The organism is Pseudomonas sp. T1.Ur (assembly GCF_023516725.1).
Lineage (GTDB): Bacteria > Pseudomonadota > Gammaproteobacteria > Pseudomonadales > Pseudomonadaceae > Aquipseudomonas > Aquipseudomonas alvandae.
Genome location: NZ_JAMGSN010000001.1, coordinates 5,645,017 through 5,666,869 on the forward strand (window position 1 = coordinate 5,645,017; position 21,853 = coordinate 5,666,869).

Below are 21,853 nucleotides of genomic sequence, written 5' to 3' on the forward strand. Positions count from 1 at the left end.
GGAAACCCCATGGCCGTCAAGAAACGAGGTCTCGGACGTGGACTGGATGCGCTGCTCAGCGGTCCGACCGTCAGTTCGCTGGAAGAGCAGGCCGTTCAGGTCGATCAGCGCGAACTGCAACATTTGCCGCTGGACTTGATTCAGCGTGGCAAATACCAGCCACGTCGGGACATGGACCCGCAAGCTTTGGAAGAACTGGCACAGTCGATCAAGAGCCAGGGCGTGATGCAGCCGATCGTGGTCCGGCCGATCGCCAATGGCCGCTTCGAGATCATCGCCGGCGAACGTCGTTGGCGCGCCAGCCAGCAGGCCGGCCAGGAAACCATCCCGGCGATGGTCCGTGATGTGCCGGACGAAGCCGCCATCGCCATGGCGTTGATCGAAAACATCCAGCGCGAGGACCTCAACCCGGTCGAAGAGGCCGTGGCCCTGCAGCGCTTGCAGCAGGAATTCCAGCTGACCCAGCAGCAAGTGGCGGAAGCGGTGGGCAAGTCCCGGGTGACGGTGGCCAACCTGTTGCGGTTGATTGCCTTGCCTGAAGTCATCAAGACCATGCTGTCCCATGGCGATCTGGAAATGGGTCATGCCCGGGCGTTGCTCGGTTTGCCGGAAAATCAACAGGTTGAAGGGGCGCGACATGTTGTCGCACGCGGTCTGACCGTGCGCCAAACCGAGGCATTGGTTCGCCAGTGGCTCAGTGGTAAACCAGCACCCGTCGAGGCCCCCAAAACCGATCCGGATATCGCCCGCCTGGAACAGCGCCTGGCCGAGCGCCTGGGCTCTGCGGTGCAGATTCGCCACGGAAAGAAGGGCAAGGGGCAGTTGGTGATCGGCTATAACTCTCTCGACGAGCTGCAAGGTGTCCTTGCACACATTCGCTGAAACAATTGCCCTTGTAGCGCGCAGTCGGAAATCACTACCTGAAGGTTGAATAGGGGCAGAACCGCCCCTATACTCTGCGCGCATTTTGTCGGCACAAATTATGCCAAGTTAGTGAATTCAGGCAGCCGACCATTGGAGAGCAAAAGCGATGGAAACACGCACGCCAAACCGCTTGCCGTTCCATCGTCTGGCAGTTTTCCCGGTTTTGATGGCCCAGTTTGTCGTTGTACTGATCGCCACGTTGGCGCTCTGGCAATGGAAAGGAGTCGTCGCCGGATACTCGGGTCTTTGCGGAGGCCTGATAGCCTTGCTTCCCAATATTTACTTTGCTCACAGGGCCTTTCGGTTTTCCGGCGCCCGAGCAGCCCAAGCCATCGTCCGGTCTTTTTATGCTGGCGAGGCGGGGAAACTGATTTTGACGGCAGTGCTGTTTGCACTGACGTTCGCAGGTGTGAAGCCACTGGCGCCGCTGGCGGTATTCGGCGTGTTCCTGCTGACCCAGATGGTCAGCTGGTTCGCTCCCCTGCTAATGAGAACAAGACTTTCGAGACCTTAGGGCGTTTGAGGCAACCATGGCAGAAACAACCGCTTCGGGCTATATCCAGCACCACTTGCAGAACCTGACCTTCGGGCAGCTACCTAACGGCAGCTGGGGTTTTGCCCACTCCGCAGCAGAAGCCAAGGAAATGGGCTTCTGGGCTTTCCACGTCGATACCCTCGGCTGGTCGGTCGCACTGGGCCTGATCTTCGTTTTCCTTTTCCGCATGGCGGCGAAGAAAGCGACCTCCGGTCAGCCAGGTGCACTGCAGAACTTCGTTGAAGTCCTGGTCGAATTCGTCGATGGCAGCGTGAAAGACAGCTTCCACGGCCGTAGCCCGGTGATTGCACCGTTGGCACTGACCATCTTCGTCTGGGTGTTCCTGATGAACGCCGTCGACCTGGTACCGGTCGACTGGATTCCTCAGCTGGCCATCCTGATCTCCGGCGACCACCACATCCCGTTCCGCGCCGTGTCGACCACCGACCCGAACGCGACCCTGGGCATGGCGTTCTCGGTTTTCGCACTGATCATTTTCTATAGCATCAAGGTCAAGGGCATCGGCGGTTTCATCGGCGAACTGACCCTGCACCCGTTCGGCAGCAAGAACATCCTGGTTCAGGCCCTGCTGATCCCGGTGAACTTCCTGTTGGAATTCGTGACCCTGATCGCCAAGCCAATCTCTCTGGCACTGCGTCTGTTCGGCAACATGTATGCCGGCGAGCTGGTGTTCATCCTGATCGCTGTGATGTTCGGCAGCGGCCTGCTCTGGCTCAGCGGCCTGGGTGTGGTGCTGCAATGGGCGTGGGCTGTGTTCCACATCCTGATCATCACCTTGCAGGCGTTCATCTTCATGATGCTGACCATTGTCTACCTGTCGATGGCGCACGAAGAAAACCATTAAGGCCAGTCTCGACTAGTCTGATGTCCTTCCCGGTCACACGGGAAGGAGCCCGGTACGGGCTGGGAAACGATTTGTTTTACCGCTTTAAAATCTAAAAAACCTAAACCATACGACGTAAAAGTCGGGAGGAAAGATGGAAACTGTAGTTGGTCTAACCGCTATCGCTGTTGCACTGTTGATCGGCCTGGGCGCACTGGGTACCGCAATTGGTTTCGGCCTGCTGGGCGGCAAGTTCCTGGAAGGCGCAGCGCGTCAGCCAGAAATGGTCCCAATGCTGCAAGTCAAGATGTTCATCGTTGCCGGTCTGCTCGACGCCGTAACCATGATCGGTGTTGGTATCGCTCTGTTCTTCACCTTTGCGAACCCGTTCGTTGGTCAAATCGCTGGCTAATTACTCGGATGTCTCGAGTAGATTGGTGTGATGGACAACGTAACTGCGAGGTGTTGGCGTGAACATTAATGCGACCCTGATTGGCCAGTCCGTTGCGTTCCTGATTTTTGTACTGTTCTGCATGAAGTTCGTATGGCCTCCGGTCATTGCGGCATTGCACGAACGTCAAAAGAAGATCGCTGATGGTCTGGACGCTGCCAGCCGTGCAGCTCGCGACCTGGAGTTGGCCCATGAGAAAGTGGGTCAGCAACTGCGCGAAGCGAAAGCTCAGGCAGCTGAAATCATCGAGCAAGCCAAGAAACGCGGTACCCAGATTGTCGACGAAGCCCGTGAACAGGCTCGCGTCGAAGCTGACCGTGTGAAGGCTCAGGCTCAAGCCGAGATCGAACAGGAACTCAACAGTGTCAAAGACGCGCTGCGTGCCCAAGTGGGTAGCCTGGCCGTTGGCGGTGCTTCGAAGATCCTGGGTGCCACAATCGATCAAAACGCGCACGCAGAGCTGGTAAACCAACTGGCTGCTGAAATCTAAGCGAGGGCGATCATGGCAGAACTGACCACGTTGGCCCGACCTTACGCTAAGGCGGCCTTCGAGCACGCTCAGGCCCACCAGCAACTGGCCAATTGGTCAGCCATGCTCGGCCTGGCAGCAGCGGTGTCGCAAGACGACACCATGCAGCGCGTGCTCAAGGCCCCGCGACTGACGAGCGCAGAAAAGGCCGCCACGTTCATTGACGTGTGCGGCGACAAGTTCGATGCCAAGGCACAGAATTTCATTCACGTCGTTGCCGAAAACGACCGTCTCCCGCTTCTGCCGGAGATTGCCGCTCTGTTCGACCTGTACAAGGCCGAGCAAGAGAAGTCGGTAGACGTGGAAGTGACCAGTGCTTTTGCATTGAACCAAGAACAGCAAGACAAACTCGCCAAGGTTCTCAGTGCACGACTCAACCGGGAAGTGCGCCTGCAAGTCGAGGAAGACAAGTCCCTCATAGGGGGCGTTGTAATCCGCGCCGGCGACCTGGTTATCGATGGCTCGATTCGCGGCAAAATCGCGAAACTTGCCGAAGCATTGAAATCTTGAGTTTGAAGGGGCAGCAGAGCAATGCAGCAACTCAATCCTTCCGAAATAAGTGAAATTATCAAGGGCCGCATCGAAAAGCTCGATGTGACCTCCCAAGCCCGTAACGAAGGCACTGTCGTCAGCGTATCTGACGGCATCGTGCGGATTCACGGTCTGGCCGACGTCATGTACGGCGAGATGATCGAGTTTCCGGGCGGCGTCTACGGTATGGCCCTCAACCTGGAGCAAGACTCTGTAGGTGCCGTGGTATTGGGCGCGTACACGACGCTGGCTGAAGGCATGAGCGCCAAGTGCACCGGCCGCATCCTCGAGGTTCCAGTCGGTAAGGAACTGCTGGGTCGCGTAGTCGACGCACTGGGTAACCCAGTTGACGGCAAAGGTCCGCTGAACAACACCGAGACCGATGCGGTCGAGAAAGTTGCTCCAGGCGTGATCTGGCGTAAGTCGGTAGACCAGCCTGTACAGACTGGCTACAAGGCTGTCGATGCCATGATCCCAGTCGGTCGTGGCCAGCGTGAGCTGATCATCGGTGACCGTCAGATCGGTAAGACCGCTCTGGCGATCGACGCGATCATCAACCAGAAGAACAGCGGTATCTTCTGCGTCTACGTAGCCATCGGTCAGAAGCAATCGACCATCGCCAACGTGGTTCGCAAGCTGGAAGAGAACGGTGCTCTGGCCAACACCATCATCGTTGCCGCCAGCGCCTCCGAATCGGCTGCCCTGCAGTTCCTGGCACCGTACTCCGGTTGCACCATGGGCGAATACTTCCGCGACCGCGGTGAAGACGCGCTGATCGTTTATGACGATCTGTCCAAGCAAGCAGTGGCCTACCGCCAGATTTCCCTGCTGCTGCGCCGTCCACCAGGCCGTGAAGCCTACCCAGGCGACGTGTTCTATCTCCACTCCCGCCTGCTGGAGCGCGCATCCCGCGTTTCGGAAGAGTACGTAGAGAAGTTCACCAACGGCGCCGTGACTGGCAAGACCGGTTCCCTGACCGCCCTGCCGATCATCGAAACCCAGGCTGGCGACGTTTCCGCGTTCGTTCCGACCAACGTGATTTCCATCACCGACGGTCAGATCTTCCTGGAATCGGCCATGTTCAACTCGGGCATCCGTCCTGCTGTGAACGCCGGTGTTTCGGTATCCCGTGTGGGTGGTGCCGCTCAGACCAAGATCATCAAGAAGCTGTCCGGTGGTATCCGTACCGCCCTGGCCCAGTACCGTGAACTGGCGGCATTCGCCCAGTTCGCTTCTGACCTGGACGAAGCGACCCGTAAGCAACTTGAGCATGGTCAGCGCGTTACCGAGCTGATGAAGCAGAAGCAATACGCACCAATGTCGATCGCTGACATGGCGCTGTCGCTGTATGCCGCTGAGCGTGGGTTCCTGACTGACATTGAAATCGCCAAGATCGGCAGCTTCGAACAAGCGCTGATTGCTTTCTTCAACCGCGATCACGCCGACTTGATGGCGAAGATCAACGTTAAAGGTGACTTCAATGACGAAATCGACGCTGGCCTCAAGGCCGGTATCGAGAAGTTCAAGGCCACCCAAACCTGGTAAGCCGCAGCGGGAGCCGCAAGGCTCCCGCTTGCTAACCTGATAGGTGTTACATGGCAGGCGCAAAAGAGATTCGCAGTAAGATTGCGAGCATCAAAAGCACGCAAAAGATTACCAGCGCCATGGAAAAAGTGGCGGTCAGCAAAATGCGCAAGGCACAAATGCGCATGGCTGCTAGCCGTCCTTATGCGGAGCGCATCCGCCAGGTGATTGGTCATCTGGCCAACGCCAACCCGGAATACCGCCACCCGTTCATGATCGACCGCGCCGTCAAGCGCGTCGGTTACGTTGTGGTGAGCAGTGACCGTGGTCTGTGCGGTGGCTTGAACACCAACCTGTTCAAGGCCCTGGTCAAGGACATGGCGGTAAACCGCGAACAAGGCGTCGAGATCGATCTGTGCGTGGTCGGTAGCAAGGGTGCGGCTTTCTTCCGCAACTTCGGCGGTAACGTCGTCGCTGCTATCAGCCACCTGGGTGAAGAGCCGTCGATTAATGACCTGATCGGCAGCGTCAAGGTGATGCTGGATGCTTACCTGGAAGGCCGGATCGACCGCCTGTCCGTGGTATCCAACAAGTTCATCAACACCATGACGCAACAGCCGACCGTGGAGCAGTTGATTCCACTGGTGGCAACCCCGGAACAGGAACTCAAGCACCACTGGGACTATCTCTACGAACCGGATGCCAAGGAGCTGCTCGACGGCTTGATGGTCCGCTACGTGGAGTCGCAGGTCTACCAGGCGGTGGTCGAGAACAACGCAGCTGAACAAGCGGCGCGGATGATCGCGATGAAGAACGCTACCGACAACGCCGGTGATTTGATCAGCGATTTGCAGCTGATCTACAACAAGGCGCGTCAGGCTGCGATCACCCAAGAGATCTCGGAAATCGTCGGCGGCGCTGCCGCGGTTTAACGGTTCAAATATTCAGAGGATCCAGCTATGAGTAGCGGACGTATCGTTCAAATCATCGGCGCCGTTATCGACGTGGAATTCCCACGCGACAGCGTACCGAGCATCTACGACGCCTTGAAGGTTCAAGGCGCCGAAACCACCCTGGAAGTTCAGCAGCAGCTGGGCGACGGCGTGGTTCGTACCATTGCGATGGGCTCCACCGAAGGCTTGAAGCGCGGTCTGGACGTCAACAACACTGGCGCAGCCATCTCCGTACCGGTCGGCAAAGCGACCCTGGGCCGGATCATGGACGTACTGGGCAACCCGATCGACGAAGCTGGCCCGATCGACACCGAAGAGCGATGGGGCATTCACCGTCCTGCGCCAACCTTCGCTGAACAGGCCGGTGGCAACGAGCTGCTGGAAACCGGCATCAAGGTTATCGACCTGGTTTGCCCGTTCGCCAAGGGCGGTAAAGTCGGTCTGTTCGGTGGTGCCGGTGTTGGCAAGACCGTAAACATGATGGAACTGATCCGTAACATCGCCATCGAGCACAGCGGTTATTCCGTGTTCGCCGGCGTGGGTGAGCGTACTCGTGAGGGTAACGACTTCTACCACGAGATGAAGGATTCCAACGTTCTGGACAAAGTGGCACTGGTCTATGGCCAGATGAACGAGCCGCCAGGAAACCGTCTGCGCGTAGCCCTGACCGGCCTGACCATGGCCGAGAAGTTCCGTGACGAAGGTAACGACGTTCTGCTGTTCGTCGACAACATCTACCGTTACACCCTGGCCGGTACCGAAGTATCCGCACTGCTGGGCCGTATGCCTTCGGCAGTAGGTTACCAGCCGACCCTGGCTGAAGAGATGGGCGTGCTGCAAGAGCGCATCACTTCGACCAAGCAAGGTTCGATCACTTCGATCCAGGCGGTATACGTACCAGCGGACGACTTGACCGACCCGTCGCCAGCGACCACCTTCGCCCACTTGGACGCCACCGTCGTTCTGTCCCGTGACATCGCTTCCCTGGGTATCTACCCAGCGGTAGACCCACTGGACTCGACTTCGCGCCAGCTGGACCCGAACGTGATCGGCCAGGAGCACTACGACACCGCTCGCGGCGTCCAGTACGTGCTGCAGCGCTACAAAGAGCTGAAGGACATCATCGCGATCCTGGGTATGGACGAGCTGTCGGAAGCCGACAAGCAGTTGGTAAACCGTGCTCGTAAGATCCAGCGCTTCTTGTCGCAACCGTTCTTCGTGGCTGAAGTCTTCACCGGTGCCTCGGGTAAATACGTTTCCCTGAAAGACACCATTGCTGGCTTCAAAGGCATCCTCAACGGTGACTACGACCACCTGCCAGAACAAGCGTTCTACATGGTCGGCGGCATCGAAGAAGCGATCGAGAAAGCCAAGAAACTGTAATCCCGGCGCCCGGCAACGGGCGCTAATTTAGGTTGAGGCAATCAGATGGCTATGACAGTCCATTGCGATATCGTCAGTGCGGAAGGGGAAATCTTCTCCGGTCTGGTCGAGTTTGTGGTTGCGCACGGTGAGCTGGGTGATCTTGGTATCGCCCTGGGTCACGCACCGCTGATCACCAGCTTGAAGCCAGGTCCGATTACTCTGACCAAGCAGGGCGGGGACAGGGAGGTGTTCTACATCTCCGGTGGTTTCCTCGAGGTTCAGCCGAACATGGTCAAGGTTCTTGCCGACACCGTGCAACGTGCTGCCGACCTGGACGAAGCCTCTGCTCAGGAGGCCGTCAAGGCCGCCGAGAAGGCTCTGCATGAAAAAGGCGCGGACTTCGATTACGGTTCTGCTGCCGCACGTCTGGCCGAGGCCGCAGCCCAGCTGCGTACCGTCCAGCAGATCCGCAAGAAGTTCGGCGGCTAAGCCGTCTGCTTTCTGTGCGATTGATTAAAAAGGGTAGCCTCGGCTACCCTTTTTTCTTTTTCCGATACTCATCATCTGGTCGCAGCCGCTGACCACCCAGGATTGGTAGCCAGTCATGTCTCTCGAAATCGTTATTCTCGCGGCCGGTCAGGGCACCCGCATGCGTTCGGCGCTGCCCAAGGTGTTGCACCCGGTCGCCGGCAACTCCATGCTCGGTCATGTTATCCACAGCGCGCGGCAACTTGATCCACAGCGCATCCACGTGGTGATCGGCCATGGTGCCGATGCGGTGCGTGAGCGCCTGGCGGCGGATGACCTGAATTTTGTGCTGCAGGACAAACAACTCGGCACCGGCCATGCGGTGGCCCAGGCCGTGCCGTTCATCACCGCTGACACGGTACTGATTCTCTACGGTGACGTGCCGCTGATCGAAGTCGAAACGTTGCAGCGCTTGCTCAAGCATGTCGCGCCACGGCAGCTAGGTCTGTTGACGGTCGAGCTGGATGATCCGACCGGCTACGGCCGCATCGTGCGCAACGCAGAAGGCCAGGTCACGGCGATTGTCGAGCAAAAGGATGCAAGTGAAGCCCAGCGTGCCATCACCGAAGGCAACACCGGGATTCTCGCCGTGCCGGCTGAGCGCTTGGGCGACTGGATGAGTCGTCTGTCGAACAACAATGCCCAGGGCGAGTACTACCTGACCGATGTGATTGCCATGGCCGTTGCCGATGGACTGGTCGTTGCCACCGAGCAGCCACTGGACGCCATGGAAGTGCAGGGCGCCAACGACCGCCGGCAACTGGCCGAGCTGGAGCGCCACTATCAATTGCGTGTTGCCCGTCGCCTGATGGCCCAAGGCGTGACCCTGCGTGATCCGTCTCGTTTTGACGTACGTGGTGAAGTCAGCGTGGGTCGCGATGTGGTCATCGACATCAACGTCATCCTCGAAGGCAAGGTCGTCATCGAGGACGACGTGGTCATCGGCCCGAACTGTGTCATCAAGGACAGCACCCTGCGCAAAGGCGTGGTGGTCAAGGCCAACAGCCATCTCGACGGCGCAATCATGGGGGAGGGCAGCGACGCCGGCCCGTTTGCCCGCTTGCGTCCAGGCTCCGTGCTGGAAGCCCGTGCCCATGTGGGTAACTTTGTCGAACTCAAGAATGCCCACCTGGGCGAAGGCGCCAAGGCCGGACACCTGACCTACCTGGGTGACGCTGAAGTCGGCGCCCGCACCAACATTGGCGCTGGTACCATCACCTGTAACTACGACGGTGCCAACAAGTGGAAAACCGTGCTGGGTGAGGATGTGTTCATCGGCTCCAACAACTCCTTGGTAGCGCCTGTGGATATCTCCAGCGGTGCGACTACGGCAGCCGGTTCGACACTTACCCAGAATGTGGATAACGGCCAATTGGCGGTGGCGCGTGCGCGCCAGCGCAATATCGACGGCTGGAAGCGGCCGGAGAAGATCAAGAAGCCCTGAAGTTATCCACAACCCCCCGTGGGAGCGAGCTTGCTCGCGATTGCGGTGTATCAGGTAAAGCAATATTGGCTGACCTGGCCCCTTCGCGAGCAAGCTCGCTCCCACAGTGCTGAGAGGATTTCTGAATTTTTCTGCTGGTGTCTTGACGGTATCGCTTCAATAGGTTTTGATTGCTTACGTTATCTTTCGAATCGAAACTTAAGCCGCCATGTCAAAGCGCAACACACCACAGCGTCGCCACAACATCCTCGCCTTGCTTCAGGAGCAGGGCGAAGTCAGCGTGGATGAACTGGCCAAGCGCTTCGAAACCTCCGAAGTTACGATTCGCAAGGATCTAGCCGCCCTGGAAACCAACGGCCTGCTGCTGCGTCGCTACGGTGGCGCGGTGCCGATGCCCCAGGAGTTGGTGGCCGATAGTGCCCAGACCGTGTCCAAATATAAACAAGCCATCGCCCGGGCCGCGGTCAAGCGGATCCGCGAGCATGCGCGCATCATCATCGACAGTGGCAGCACCACTGCTGCCATGATCCCTCAACTTGGCAATCAGCCGGGGCTGGTGGTGATGACCAATTCCCTGCATGTCGCCAATGCCTTGAGCGAGCTGGAGCACGAGCCGGTGTTGTTGATGACGGGTGGCACCTGGGATCCGCATTCCGAGTCCTTCCAAGGCCAAGTCGCCGAGCAAGTGCTGCGTTCCTATGACTTCGACCAGTTGTTCATCGGTGCCGACGGCATCGACCTGGGGCGTGGCACAACCACTTTCAACGAACTGCTGGGCCTGAGCCGTGTAATGGCTGAGGTCGCCCGCGAAGTGATCGTGATGGTGGAGGCCGACAAGATCGGCCGCAAGATCCCCAATCTGGAACTGCCGTGGAGCAGCGTCCATACCTTAATTACCGATGATCGCCTGCCCGTGGAGGCACGCGATCAGATCCAGGCCCGCGGCATCAATGTCATCTGCGCGTCTGTCAGCCAGGAGAAATAGCATGTGTGGAATTGTCGGCGCCGTTGCTGAACGCAACATCACGGCCATCCTGCTTGAAGGCCTCAAGCGTCTCGAATATCGCGGCTACGACAGTGCCGGCGTGGCGGTGTTCACCCATGATAAGACGCTCGAACGCGTGCGTCGTCCGGGCAAGGTGAGTGAGTTGGAACGGGCGTTGGATGCCGAGCCGCTGATCGGTCGCCTGGGCATCGCGCACACCCGCTGGGCCACTCATGGCGCGCCGTGCGAGCGTAACGCCCATCCGCATTTTTCCGGCGACCTCGCGGTGGTGCACAACGGCATCATCGAAAATTATGAAGCCTTGCGCGAACAGCTCAAGGCACTCGGCTACGTGTTCACCTCGGACACCGACACCGAAGTCATCGCCCATTTGCTCACCCACAAGCTCAAGGATCTGGCGGACCTGACCGTGGCGCTCAAGGCCACGGTCAAGGAACTCCATGGTGCTTATGGCCTGGCGGTGATCAGCGCAAAACAACCGGATCGCCTCGTGGCAGCCCGCAGCGGCAGCCCGCTGGTCATCGGCCTGGGCCTTGGCGAAAACTTCCTGGCGTCCGACCAACTGGCGCTGCGCCAGGTCACTGACCGCTTCATGTACCTTGAAGAAGGCGATATCGCCGAGATTCACCGCGACAGCGTGCAGATCTGGGACCTGAATGGTAAGAACGTCGAGCGTGAAACCGTGCAGTACCGCGACGGCGCCGAAGCCGCCGACAAGGGCGAGTTCCGCCATTACATGCTCAAGGAAATCCATGAGCAGCCCGCTGTTGTGCAGCGCACCCTCGAAGGTCGCCTGAGCCAGGATCAAGTGCTGGTCCAGGCCTTCGGCCCCCTGGCGGCCGAGCTCTTCGCCAAGGTGCGCAATGTGCAGATCGTTGCCTGCGGCACCAGCTATCACGCCGGCATGGTTGCGCGTTACTGGCTCGAAGAGCTGGCCGGTATCCCGTGCCAGGTCGAAGTCGCCAGTGAGTTCCGCTACCGCAAGGTGGTCGTGCAGCCCGACACCCTGTTCGTGAGCATCTCCCAGTCGGGCGAAACCGCAGACACCCTGGCCGCCCTGCGCAACGCCAAGGAGTTGGGTTTCCTTGCCAGCCTCGCAATCTGCAACGTCGGCATCAGCTCGCTGGTGCGTGAGTCCGACCTGACGCTGCTGACCCAGGCCGGTCGTGAAATTGGCGTGGCTTCGACCAAGGCGTTCACCACGCAATTGGTGGGCCTGCTGTTGCTGACCCTGTCCCTGGGCCAGGTACGCGGCACGCTGGCGGAAGGCGTCGAGGCCAAGCTTGTGGAAGAACTGCGCCGCTTGCCGGCTCGCCTGGGCGAAGCCTTGGCGATGGACAGCACCGTGGAGAAAATCGCCGAGCTGTTCGCCGAGAAGAACCACACCCTGTTCCTGGGTCGTGGCGCCCAATTCCCGGTGGCGATGGAGGGGGCCTTGAAGCTCAAGGAAATCTCCTACATTCACGCCGAGGCCTACCCGGCGGGTGAACTCAAGCACGGCCCGCTCGCGCTTGTGGATAACGACATGCCAGTCGTCACCGTGGCGCCGAACAACGAGCTGCTGGAAAAGCTCAAGTCCAACCTGCAGGAAGTGCGCGCCCGTGGCGGCCAATTGGTGGTTTTCGCGGACGAGAAGGCTGGCATGACTAATGGCGAAGGTACTCATGTGGTGCACATGCCGCACATCCACGACATCCTGTCGCCGATCCTCTACACCATTCCGCTGCAACTGCTGTCGTACTACGTGGCGGTGCTCAAGGGCACCGACGTCGACCAGCCGCGTAACCTGGCGAAATCGGTAACGGTTGAATAAAGGACGTCGCGCGCAGGAACAGCCTCCTGGCTCGACAGTTTCGGGCTGGATTCCTGGCCAAGCCAACCCCCTGAATCCAGGGGGTTTTTTATGGGCGTAACTAAACGTTCTGGCGGTTTGGATCAGCACGCAGATCCGAACTCGAACTTTGTTGCCCAACCCTGTTCGTCGTATTCACGGTGAGTCGCGGAACAACTGCGTTGACAACATAAGGTAGAGGTGATGATATCAAGTCATACGACAACGTATGACGTCAAAAATAATAATAACTAAAAGGTGCAGCCATGCCTCCTGCATTTGCCGCCCAGAGAATGTGCAGCCCTTCGGCCCCACGCGTTAACGCCGTGTGCCGAGCGCCTTCTTTCTCGTCCAAGGAGCCCCGAGCGGGCTCGCCGCCACTGCCGAACGCCTCGATTCCATCCAAAGCACTGTCGCGTCTGCCACCAGACGTTATCACCGCGCGTGTCCGTTTCTCGCTCAATCTCAATCCCCAATGAATGGCAGCACCCGGAGAACAATAATGAAGAAAACACTCTGCGCCTCTTTGATCGCCTCGTTTCTGAGCCTGACCGCCGGCACCGCAATGGCCGATGCCAGCAACTGGCCAAGCCGACCGGTGCAAGTGGTGGTGATCGCCAACGCCGGCGGTGACACCGATTTCAACGCACGGATGATGGCCAAGTACTTCACCAAGGTCACCGGCAAGACCATGGTCGTCACCAACATGGCCGGTGGGGGCGGGACGATTGCCGCCGATGCGGTCAAGAGCGCGGCGCCGGACGGCAATACCATTCTGTTTACTCACACCGGCCAGTTGATCGTCAACGAGGTGGCTGGGCTGTCGGAGGATCGTTTTGATGCGTTCGATATCTCCTGCATCGCCGGCGTCGACAAAGGTGCGGTGTTCGTCTCGGCGAAAAGCTCGGGCATCGACACCCTCGACCAGTTGATCGAGAAGGCCAAGGCCAAGCCCGGCACCATCACCTACGGCACCGAGATGGGCAACTTCTCGCACTTGCAAGGCTTGATGTTCGAGAAGCTCGCCGGGGTGAAACTGAAAATGGTCGACAGCGGCACCGTGTCCGAAAAAATCGTCGCCTTGCTGGGCAAGCGCATCGATCTGGGCGCCATCAGCTACGGCTCGGTCCAGGACTACATTTCCAGCGGCAAGATGAGCGCCCTGGGCCAGCCCAACGCCGAACGCAATGCGCTGCTGGGCGACGTCAAGACCTTCAAGGAGCAAGGCGTCGACCTCGTCCTGGACAAGCCTTACGTCGTCGCCTTCCCGAAAGGCACCGACCCGGCCATCGTCAAGAAGATGGCCGACACCATGAAAAAAATCACCGAAGAGCCGGAATACGCCGAGGAGCTGAAGAAGTCGTTCAAGCAGCCGGTCAGCTTCCAGGGCACCGAAGAAGCGATCGCCACGTTGAACAAAACCCGCGACAACTTCATGCAGTTCAAGGACGAGATGCGTAAAGCCAAATAATTTGCGTAATGGTTCGGGTGCGCGCCGCGCAGGCAAGCGTCCGAAACCCCGTCCTTATCCGCTAAAGGAGCCTGTATGGATTCCTACAAGAGAAACGAGCTGATCGCCGGCCTGGCCATGCTCGGCGCCGGCGTGGCGTATCTGGTCCTGACCATGAACCTGCCGCGTCGCGGATCGATCGATGCCGCGTTTGTGCCTTGGGTGCTTGCCGTCTCGTTGTGCCTGCTGGGCGCGCTGCAACTGTGGATGTGGCGAAAGCTGCCGGACAAAAGTGTCGAACCTGCGGAAAAACCTGAGGCGATTGATTACCCAACGGTGTTCAAGACCTTGGCGTTGGTGCTGCTTTACACGGCGCTAATGGAGCCGGTGGGTTTCGTGATCACGACTGTGCTTTATCTGTATGCCCAGTTCATCGTGCTAACTCCCGGGGAACAGAAGGTCAAGCACTTGCAATACGCACTGATCGCAGTCGTCTCGGCGGTCCTGATCTTTTACATCTTTCGCCACGGTTTCGACTTGCTTCTGCCGGTCGGTCTATTGGATTTCTAGGGGACGGCCATGATTGAACTCATGCAACAAGGCTTCGGGGCCGTACTCACACCCTATGCTTTCCTGATAATCACCCTCGGCGTGGTGGTGGGGATTATCTTTGGTGCGATACCTGGACTTTCGGCCACGATGGCGATCGCTCTGTTTCTGCCGCTGACTTACTCGATGGGGCCTGGTACTGGCCTGGCACTGCTGGTAGCGCTGTTCGTTGGCGCCACCTCGGGAGGGCTGATATCGGCGATATTGCTCAACATACCGGGTACGCCGGCCTCCATCGCGACGACCTTCGATGGCTGGCCGCTGATGAAACAAGGCCATGGCGTCAAGGCCCTTGGAATTGGCGTGGTGTTCTCGTTCCTCGGCACAATCTTCAGTATCGCCGCGCTGATGTTCATCGCCCCGATCCTGGCGGAACTGGCCCTGAGCTTTGGCCCGCACGAATACTTCTCCATTGCGATTTTCTCGCTGACGTTGATCGCCACGCTGTCCACCGGCTCGCTGGTCAAAGGCTTGTTTGCCGGTGCCCTGGGCTTTGCCTTTTCCACCGTGGGAATCGCCCCGGTCGAGGCGATCCGTCGTTTTACCTTTGACCTGCCGAGCCTCAACGGCGGCTTCGCCATGCTGACGGTGATGATCGGTATGTTCGCGGTTGCCGAAGTGCTGAAGTTCGCCGAGAGCGCGCGCCTGAGCCACCGCGCCAAGCCACAGCACGTCAGCATGAAGGGCGTGAAAGGTTTTGGCTTTTCGATGAAGGAGTTTGTCGGTCAACTGCCTAATGCCACCCGCTCATCCCTGATCGGCCTGGGCATCGGCATCTTGCCCGGCATCGGTGCCGGTACGTCGAATATCGTCTCTTACATCGTGGCGAAGAAACGTTCCAAGACACCGGAGGAGTTCGGCAAAGGCAAGATCGACGGCGTGGTCGCCAGCGAAACGGCAAACAATGCCGGCATCGGCGGCGCAATGATTCCATTGCTGACGCTGGGCATTCCCGGCGATACCACCACGGCGGTCATGCTCGGTGGCTTCATGATCCACGGTATCCAGCCCGGCCCCTTGCTGTTCATCAGCCAGGCGCCACTGGTCTACACGATCTTCGCCGCGCTGATCCTCGCGTCCGTGCTGATGCTGGTGTTGGAATTCTATGGCCTGCGCATGTTCATCAAGCTGTTGGCGGTGCCCAAGCACATCTTGCTGCCTATCATCCTGGTGCTTTGCGTGGTCGGTGCCTTTGGCCTGAACAGCCGGATCTTCGATGTCTGGGCAGTGCTGCTGTTTGGCTTGCTGGGCTACGGGTTCGTCAAAAGCGGTTTGCCGATCGCGCCGTTCATCATCGGTTTCATCCTCGGACCGATGGCTGAAACCAACTTGCGCCGAGGCCTGATGCTGTCGGATGGCAATTTCGGTGGCTTCCTGACCAACCCCATCTCGGCGGGCTTCCTCATCCTGGCCGCCGCTTCCATTTCCTGGCACTTGGTGACGGTCATTCGCAACCGTAAAAGTGCTGCGATTGAACTGATGCGCAGCTAGCCCATCGCATTGGCTGCTGCAACGCGCGCCCGTGTTGCAGCCTTGGCCTTGGGCTGTCAGTGAGCGAGCTGGACGCCCGGCCAGCCAGGGTTCGGGCGGCTTCTGTAACGGTTGAGGAGAGAGGGATGTCTTCGTTGAACGATGAAGTGTTCCAGCGCATCGAGCGGGTGGTCGGGCAGGCAGGATGGGTGCGCGACCCCCAGCTGATGCAAGGCTATCTGACGGACTGGCGTAACGCCTATCAAGGCCAGGCCGCCTTGGTGGTGCGCCCGGCCACCACCGAAGAAGTGGCCGAGGTTGTTCGGATCTGCCACGACGCCCAGATTGCCTTGGTACCGCAGGGCGGCAACACCGGGCTATGTGGCGGCTCGATCCCCGATGCCTCTGGCAACCAAGTGGTGTTGTCCTTGACCCGGATGAAGCGCATCCGCGACATCGACCTGGCCAATGAAACCATTACGGTAGAGGCGGGGGTGATCCTGCGGCAGCTACAGGACGCCGCCAGCCAGGCCGGACGTTTGTTTCCGCTGTCGTTGGGGGCGGAGGGCAGTTGCACGGTGGGCGGCAATCTGGCGACCAACGCCGGCGGCACGGCTGTGCTGCGTTACGGCAACATGCGTGAGCTGACCCTAGGCCTGGAAGTGGTGCTGCCGGACGGTCGCGTCTGGAACGGTTTGCGGGGCTTGCGCAAAGACAACACCGGCTACGATCTCAAGCATTTGTTCATTGGCTCGGAGGGCACGCTGGGTATCATCACCGCTGCGGTGTTGAAATTGTTCCCGGCGACCCACAGCACGGCGACCGCCTGGGTCGCGCTGCCTTCGCCTCAAGCGGCGGTGGACTTGATCGGCCATGTGCGCAGCCTGTGCGCTGATCGCCTGACAGGCTTCGAGATGATGTCGCGCCAGAGCCTGGATTTCGTCCTGGACCATGTGGCCGGCTGCACTGACCCTCTGGAAGCGAAACATCCTTGGTACGCCTTGATTGAACTGCGCGACACGGTCCCCGACGCCCCCTTGGCTCCGTTGCTGGAAAACGGCCTGGCCCATGCTTTCGAGCTTGGTTGGGTCATCGACGCGGTATTGGCCGGCAGCCAGGCACAGGCCGCGGCGCTGTGGGCGCTGCGCGAAGGCATTTCCGAAGCACAGAACCATGAAGGCCCCAGCCTCAAGCATGACATCAGCGTGCCCGTGAGCCGCATACCGGAGTTCATCGAGCGCACCGACCGCGCGCTGCAACAGGACTTTCCGGGCGTGCGCATCGTTTCTTATGGTCACATGGGCGACGGCAATCTGCACTACAACATTAGCAAGCCTGTCGGCGATGCGGACGCCTCGTTCAAGGCGCGGGAACAGGCGATCATGCAGGTCATCTACCGGATGACGAGTACCTTCAACGGCAGCATCAGCGCCGAGCATGGCCTTGGGCAAGCCAAGCGTGACGCGGCGGTTCGCTTCAAGGATCCGCTGGAGATCGAGTTGATGCGTGCTATCAAGCGCACGCTGGACCCGGCGGGGCTGATGAATCCGGGTAAGGTCTTTACTGCCGGGCTGGAGTGACTGAAGGTATTTCTCGATTATTCCCGCAATTATTAAAAAATAGTTTCATATGCTGCTGTGGATCAGCAGCAACGCAAACCACGAAGAAACTGGCGCAGTATTCACGCTTGCGCGCTAAGCGCTACTCCAGAAAACACCGGTCAAAAAGATAAACGCTGGCCGGTTTGAGATTTTCCACCGTGCGTTGCGGGCGGCCGCCGTCGCCGGCTTTTTTGCGGCCGGTTTCCTGCAAATAACCCGCCTCGGTCATCTTCAGCAAACGCTGGCGCATGCTGGTCTTGAGCACCGGACGATCGAGCACCACGGAGAAAATGCTCACCGCTTCCGGCGCGCTGAATTCCGGGCCCAGGAACATCAGCGGCAGGCTGCTGTAGAGGGCTTTGGACAGCAACCGTTCCTGGACCGCCGCCACCAGGCTGTTGTGATCGAAAGGGAGTTTGATCGAGGCGTCAGCGACGTCCTTGAGGGGGAAAAATCCCTGGTGTTCGGCGAGCTGGACCGTCTCGCTGGCAATCGCCAGGTAGAACGTCGAGGACGACCAGCAGCGCGGATCGCGGAACGCGTCGCCGACGGTGCCGACCTGTTCGATCCAGGCCAGGGGCATGCCGACCTTGTTTGAATTACGCAGGCGCTCCACGGCGTCGTTCAGCGTGAGATCTTCGACCCCCCCATTGACCACGATCCCGGGCAGTGCCCAATGGCCGGCGAACGGCTCGGCTTCCCGTCGGTTCAGGAGGATTTCCAGCGCCTGGGTCTCCCGGCAGAAGCGCAGCACACAGAGGTCGATGGTGTGCAGGTAACCGCGCGCGGGGGCTGTGCTAGTGGGCATGTCGATTTCCGTGGGTAGCGTAAAGATCATAGTTTAACGGGTTCATGCCCGGAGCCATCCAGTGGGTGGGCAGCGGCTTGCCCAAGGCCAATCGTTCGCGAACCACCGTGCTGCGCACGTGGATCTTTTCCTCGACGCAAAGAATGGAAAAGCGCTCCAGCAATTCCTCTCCGCGATAGAACGTCGGCAGCAAATCGGCGACATCCTGGCCCACCACCAACGCGATCCGCTTGCCGTCCAAAGCCAGGCTGTCGGCGAGGTGGGCGAGCAGGGTGTAGCTATAGATGGCGCCCTCCACGCCGCGGGCCACGACCTGTTCTACCCGACTTGCGCGCACTTCGGCGCGGCACAGTGGTTGCACCTTCTCGACGACCGACTCCAGCCAGTTCAGGCGAACCTCATAGTCGACCATCTGCTTGCCGTGGGGATGCCGGAAGCTGGGGACCACCAGCACGCGCATGGCCTGGCGCGAGGCCTCGATCATCACCTGGGCGTGACCGGCGTGAGGGGGGTTGAAGGCGCCGCCATAAAGGGCAATCTCGAACATGGCTTATCCTCTTTTGGTACATGACGTGTACTTTATAACCAAAGCCTTCTCGATGTAACCAGATTTTTTCCGATCAAAGCTGATTAAGGAAAAGAATGTCCGTCAAAAAAATCCATCGAGTGGCTTGTCGTGTAAGTACATCATGTGTACTCTCACCAACCATGAAGAGGAGAAAACCAGCATGAACAGCCTGACCCGGAAAACCGCTTCCTTCGATGTCGATGCGCAGAAGAGCTTCACACCGCTGTGCCCTGATGAGCTTCCTGTACCGGGCGGTGATCAGATTGCCGGTGAGCTGAATTTCATCGCGTCCCTGGCCAGCCTCCGCATCGGCAGCAAGGACGCCCACTCGCCCCTGGCTCCCTGGGTGGTTGCCGATCATGCACAGATGTTCGTGCCGACCGGGCTCGAGCACGCCGACATCACTTGGGTCAGCCACTGCGTTCCCGGCACTGAGGGTTTCGCCCTGCTGGATCAACTGCCGACGCCGTACGACTACGACTATTTCGTCTGGAAGGGCGTCGAGCCGGATTTGCATCCGTACGGTGCCTGCTACCACGACCTGCACGGCAAGTTGTCCACCGGGGTGATCGAGTACCTCAAAGCCCAGTGTGTGGAGCAGGTCATTGTTGGCGGGCTGGCGCTGGATTTCTGCGTCAAGACCACTGCGCTGCAACTGGCCGGTGCTGGCTTCAAGGTGATCGTTCACCTCCCGGCCTGCCGAGCGATCAGTGAGGAAGGGGCCATGCAAGCGGTTCAGGACATGCAGCAAGCAGGCGTCGCGGTGGCCGCGACGCGCGAAGAAACCCTCCGCCTGGCAAACGCATAAGGAAGAGACATGGACAGTGCATTCGATACAAACAGCGGCACCATCCAGAGTCTTCTGGACACCGACTACTACACCTTCACCATGATGCAGGCGGTCTTGCACCAGCACCCGAATGTCGAGGTGGAATACCAGTTCATCGTGCGTTCCAAGGAGCGGCTCGCTCACCTGATCCCGGACATTCGTGTCGAACTGGAGAAACTCGCCGGGTTGCAGCTGCGCGAGGGGGAGCAGCGGTTTTTGTTCAACAAGCGTTTCCGTGAGTACCTGACCCCGGACTTCGAACAGTTTCTCGGCCTGTTTCGCTTCAATTTGCGCTACATCCACGTTTCGGAGGTCGACGGCCAGCTGCACATCCGCGTCCGTGGTCCGATGCTGCACTGCATCATGTTCGAGCAGCCGGTATTGGCGATGGTCAGCGAACTGCGCAACCGCGAGAAATACCCTGAAGTCGAGTTGGCTGACGTGACTCGCAAGCTGTACCAGAAATTCGAATGGCTGGAGAAAAATGCCAGCCGTGAAGAACTCGCCGAGTTTCGTGTTTCAGACTTCTCCACCCGGCGGCGGCTGTCGTTCCGGGCCCAGCGGGAAGTGGTGAATGTCATGCGCAGCGACTTTCCCGGGGTCTTTGTCGGCACCAGTAACGCTCACTTGGCTTACGAATTCGATCTGCCCCTGATCGGCACCATGGCTCACCAGTGGTTGATGGTGCACCAGCAACTCGGGCGGTTGCGCGAAAGCCAGAACGCGGCGCTGGAAAACTGGGTGCGTGAATATCGCGGTCGCCTCGGTATCGCCCTGACGGACTGCATCAGCACCGATTTTTTCCTCAAGGATTTCGACCTGTACTTTGCCAAGCTCTATGACGGCCTGCGCCAGGATTCCGGTGACCCGATCGTCTGGGCTGACAAGGTGCTGGGGCGCTACCAGGAATTGGGCATCGACCCGCGGACCAAGGACCTGATGTTCTCCGATGGCCTCAATTTCGAAAAATGCCTGCCGATCCTGCGTCACGTTCGCGGCAAGGCCAAGTTCGGTTTCGGCATGGGCACCAGCTTGGCCTGCGATGTCGACGGTGTCGAACCGCTGAGCATCGTCATGAAGCTGGTGCGGGTCCACGGCGAGCCGGTGGTGAAGTTTTCCGATGATCCGATCAAGAACGTCTGCGAGGATGCCTCGTTTCTGCGGTACGCCGCCCAAGTGTTCAACGTTGCCCTGATCAATCCACAGTTGGGAGCTTGATATGACTTCGTTTCAGCAAGAACGCATTGCCCAGGACTTGGGCATCGACCGTCAACTCACTCAGGGCGGCGAAGCCAGCGAGATCGCCCGCCGCGTCGAGTTCATCAAGCAGGTCCTGCGGGAGTCGGGTTGCCGGTCCCTGGTCCTGGGAATCAGTGGCGGCGTCGACTCGCTCACCGCCGGCCGCCTATGTCAACTGGCGGTGGAGCAACTGCGCGATGAGGACTACGCGGCGCGATTCATCGCCGTCCGGCTGCCGTACAAGGCCCAGGCCGACGAGCAGGACGCCCAGGCGTCCCTGGACTTCATCCGGCCGGACTTGATCACCATCAGCAACATTGCCGCGTGCGTTGACGGCTTGATGGGCAGCATTGCCATCGATGGCTTGCAGCCTTCGGCCGAACTCACCGACTTCGCCAAAGGCAACGCCAAGGCCCGGGCGCGGATGCTGGCGCAATACGCCATTGCCAATCTGAGCAACGGATTGGTGGTCGGCACCGATCATGGGGCGGAGGCGGTGATGGGCTTTTTCACCAAGTTTGGCGACGGCGCATGCGATCTGGCACCGCTGTCCGGGCTGACCAAGACCCAGGTGAGACTGCTGGCCGACGCGATGGGCGCCCCCGCGCACCTGGTGCGCAAGGCACCGACCGCCGATTTGGAGGACTTGGCGCCTGGTAAATTGGATGAAGTGGCGTATGGCTGCAGCTACGAGGAAATCGATGCCTACCTGATGGGCGAAGAGGTGTCGCCAAAAGCGCGACAGATCATTGAACGCGCTTACCTCAAGACAGCCCACAAGCGAGCATTGCCTCGCGTTCCGGTATCGTTGTAA

Annotated in this window: 22 protein-coding genes; 20 read left to right on the forward strand and 2 right to left on the reverse strand. The window is 59.3% G+C overall.

Annotated features, from left to right (window positions below):
- The first annotated feature begins 9 nt into the window (after positions 1 to 9).
- The 17 genes from M8Q45_RS24920 to M8Q45_RS25000 all read left to right on the forward strand — a co-directional run bounded on the left by M8Q45_RS24920 (position 10) and on the right by M8Q45_RS25000 (position 17,574).
- A complete protein-coding gene (locus tag M8Q45_RS24920; RefSeq protein ID WP_249876798.1) occupies positions 10 to 882 on the forward strand; it encodes a ParB/RepB/Spo0J family partition protein in 873 nt (290 codons plus the stop codon).
- A gap of 148 nt (positions 883 to 1,030) precedes the next feature.
- Complete coding sequence (locus M8Q45_RS24925; protein ID WP_030139031.1) at positions 1,031 to 1,438, forward strand: F0F1 ATP synthase subunit I; 408 nt, start codon at positions 1,031 to 1,033, stop codon at positions 1,436 to 1,438.
- A 16-nt stretch (positions 1,439 to 1,454) separates the two neighbouring features.
- Positions 1,455 to 2,324 (forward strand): F0F1 ATP synthase subunit A, encoded by an 870-nt coding sequence (gene atpB, locus M8Q45_RS24930; protein WP_030139032.1) that lies wholly within the window; start codon positions 1,455 to 1,457, stop codon positions 2,322 to 2,324.
- Positions 2,325 to 2,457: 133 nt separating this feature from the next.
- A complete protein-coding gene (gene atpE / locus M8Q45_RS24935) occupies positions 2,458 to 2,715 on the forward strand; it encodes a F0F1 ATP synthase subunit C (RefSeq protein WP_003097235.1) in 258 nt (85 codons plus the stop codon).
- Positions 2,716 to 2,773: 58 nt separating this feature from the next.
- Positions 2,774 to 3,244, forward strand: coding sequence for a F0F1 ATP synthase subunit B (locus M8Q45_RS24940; RefSeq protein ID WP_030139033.1), 471 nt, complete (start codon positions 2,774 to 2,776; stop codon positions 3,242 to 3,244).
- Positions 3,245 to 3,256: 12 nt separating this feature from the next.
- Positions 3,257 to 3,793: a F0F1 ATP synthase subunit delta gene (locus M8Q45_RS24945; protein WP_003187192.1), complete on the forward strand. Its 537-nt coding sequence runs from the start codon at positions 3,257 to 3,259 to the stop codon at positions 3,791 to 3,793.
- 21 nt (positions 3,794 to 3,814) lie between these two features.
- Positions 3,815 to 5,359 carry a F0F1 ATP synthase subunit alpha gene (atpA, locus tag M8Q45_RS24950; protein WP_024777788.1) on the forward strand — a complete coding sequence of 515 codons (1,545 nt, stop codon included), beginning with the start codon at positions 3,815 to 3,817 and terminating at the stop codon, positions 5,357 to 5,359.
- Positions 5,360 to 5,409: 50 nt separating this feature from the next.
- The gene (atpG, locus tag M8Q45_RS24955; RefSeq protein ID WP_030139034.1) at positions 5,410 to 6,270 is read left to right on the forward strand and encodes a F0F1 ATP synthase subunit gamma; all 861 of its coding nucleotides are present in this window, start codon (positions 5,410 to 5,412) and stop codon (positions 6,268 to 6,270) included.
- Between the two features lie 27 nt (positions 6,271 to 6,297).
- Complete coding sequence (gene atpD / locus M8Q45_RS24960; protein ID WP_003187186.1) at positions 6,298 to 7,674, forward strand: F0F1 ATP synthase subunit beta; 1,377 nt, start codon at positions 6,298 to 6,300, stop codon at positions 7,672 to 7,674.
- 45 nt (positions 7,675 to 7,719) lie between these two features.
- Complete coding sequence (locus M8Q45_RS24965; RefSeq protein WP_030139035.1) at positions 7,720 to 8,145, forward strand: F0F1 ATP synthase subunit epsilon; 426 nt, start codon at positions 7,720 to 7,722, stop codon at positions 8,143 to 8,145.
- A 115-nt stretch (positions 8,146 to 8,260) separates the two neighbouring features.
- Positions 8,261 to 9,628, forward strand: a complete 1,368-nt coding sequence (gene glmU, locus M8Q45_RS24970) for a bifunctional UDP-N-acetylglucosamine diphosphorylase/glucosamine-1-phosphate N-acetyltransferase GlmU (RefSeq protein ID WP_249876799.1) — start codon at positions 8,261 to 8,263, stop codon at positions 9,626 to 9,628.
- Between the two features lie 208 nt (positions 9,629 to 9,836).
- The gene (locus M8Q45_RS24975) at positions 9,837 to 10,613 is read left to right on the forward strand and encodes a DeoR/GlpR family DNA-binding transcription regulator (RefSeq protein WP_249876800.1); all 777 of its coding nucleotides are present in this window, start codon (positions 9,837 to 9,839) and stop codon (positions 10,611 to 10,613) included.
- A 1-nt stretch (position 10,614) separates the two neighbouring features.
- Positions 10,615 to 12,447: a glutamine--fructose-6-phosphate transaminase (isomerizing) gene (gene glmS, locus M8Q45_RS24980; RefSeq protein WP_249876801.1), complete on the forward strand. Its 1,833-nt coding sequence runs from the start codon at positions 10,615 to 10,617 to the stop codon at positions 12,445 to 12,447.
- A 520-nt stretch (positions 12,448 to 12,967) separates the two neighbouring features.
- Positions 12,968 to 13,936 carry a tripartite tricarboxylate transporter substrate binding protein gene (locus M8Q45_RS24985; RefSeq protein ID WP_249876802.1) on the forward strand — a complete coding sequence of 323 codons (969 nt, stop codon included), beginning with the start codon at positions 12,968 to 12,970 and terminating at the stop codon, positions 13,934 to 13,936.
- Positions 13,937 to 14,011: 75 nt separating this feature from the next.
- Positions 14,012 to 14,485, forward strand: a complete 474-nt coding sequence (locus tag M8Q45_RS24990; protein WP_249876803.1) for a tripartite tricarboxylate transporter TctB family protein — start codon at positions 14,012 to 14,014, stop codon at positions 14,483 to 14,485.
- 9 nt (positions 14,486 to 14,494) lie between these two features.
- Positions 14,495 to 16,015, forward strand: a complete 1,521-nt coding sequence (locus M8Q45_RS24995; RefSeq protein WP_249876804.1) for a tripartite tricarboxylate transporter permease — start codon at positions 14,495 to 14,497, stop codon at positions 16,013 to 16,015.
- Positions 16,016 to 16,140: 125 nt separating this feature from the next.
- Positions 16,141 to 17,574 carry an FAD-binding oxidoreductase gene (locus tag M8Q45_RS25000; protein WP_249876805.1) on the forward strand — a complete coding sequence of 478 codons (1,434 nt, stop codon included), beginning with the start codon at positions 16,141 to 16,143 and terminating at the stop codon, positions 17,572 to 17,574.
- Between the two features lie 121 nt (positions 17,575 to 17,695).
- Here M8Q45_RS25000 and M8Q45_RS25005 read toward each other — a convergent pair whose 3' ends face one another.
- Both M8Q45_RS25005 and M8Q45_RS25010 read right to left on the reverse strand, forming a co-directional pair.
- Complete coding sequence (locus tag M8Q45_RS25005) at positions 17,696 to 18,403, reverse strand: NUDIX hydrolase (RefSeq protein WP_249876806.1); 708 nt, start codon at positions 18,401 to 18,403, stop codon at positions 17,696 to 17,698.
- Positions 18,393 to 18,950 (reverse strand): adenylyltransferase/cytidyltransferase family protein, encoded by a 558-nt coding sequence (locus tag M8Q45_RS25010; protein ID WP_249876807.1) that lies wholly within the window; start codon positions 18,948 to 18,950, stop codon positions 18,393 to 18,395. The genes M8Q45_RS25005 and M8Q45_RS25010 overlap by 11 nt, the downstream gene beginning before the upstream one ends.
- A 181-nt stretch (positions 18,951 to 19,131) precedes the next feature.
- Here M8Q45_RS25010 and M8Q45_RS25015 point away from each other — a divergent pair, with 181 nt between their 5' ends.
- Genes M8Q45_RS25015 through nadE form a run of 3 tightly spaced genes read left to right on the forward strand, consistent with a single transcriptional unit; the run spans position 19,132 to position 21,853 of the window.
- Positions 19,132 to 19,779: a nicotinamidase gene (locus M8Q45_RS25015; RefSeq protein WP_249876808.1), complete on the forward strand. Its 648-nt coding sequence runs from the start codon at positions 19,132 to 19,134 to the stop codon at positions 19,777 to 19,779.
- A gap of 9 nt (positions 19,780 to 19,788) precedes the next feature.
- Entirely contained in the window at positions 19,789 to 21,018 is a 1,230-nt protein-coding gene (pncB, locus tag M8Q45_RS25020; RefSeq protein ID WP_249876809.1) for a nicotinate phosphoribosyltransferase, read from the forward strand.
- Between the two features lies 1 nt (position 21,019).
- Positions 21,020 to 21,853: an NAD(+) synthase gene (gene nadE / locus M8Q45_RS25025; protein WP_249876810.1), complete on the forward strand. Its 834-nt coding sequence runs from the start codon at positions 21,020 to 21,022 to the stop codon at positions 21,851 to 21,853.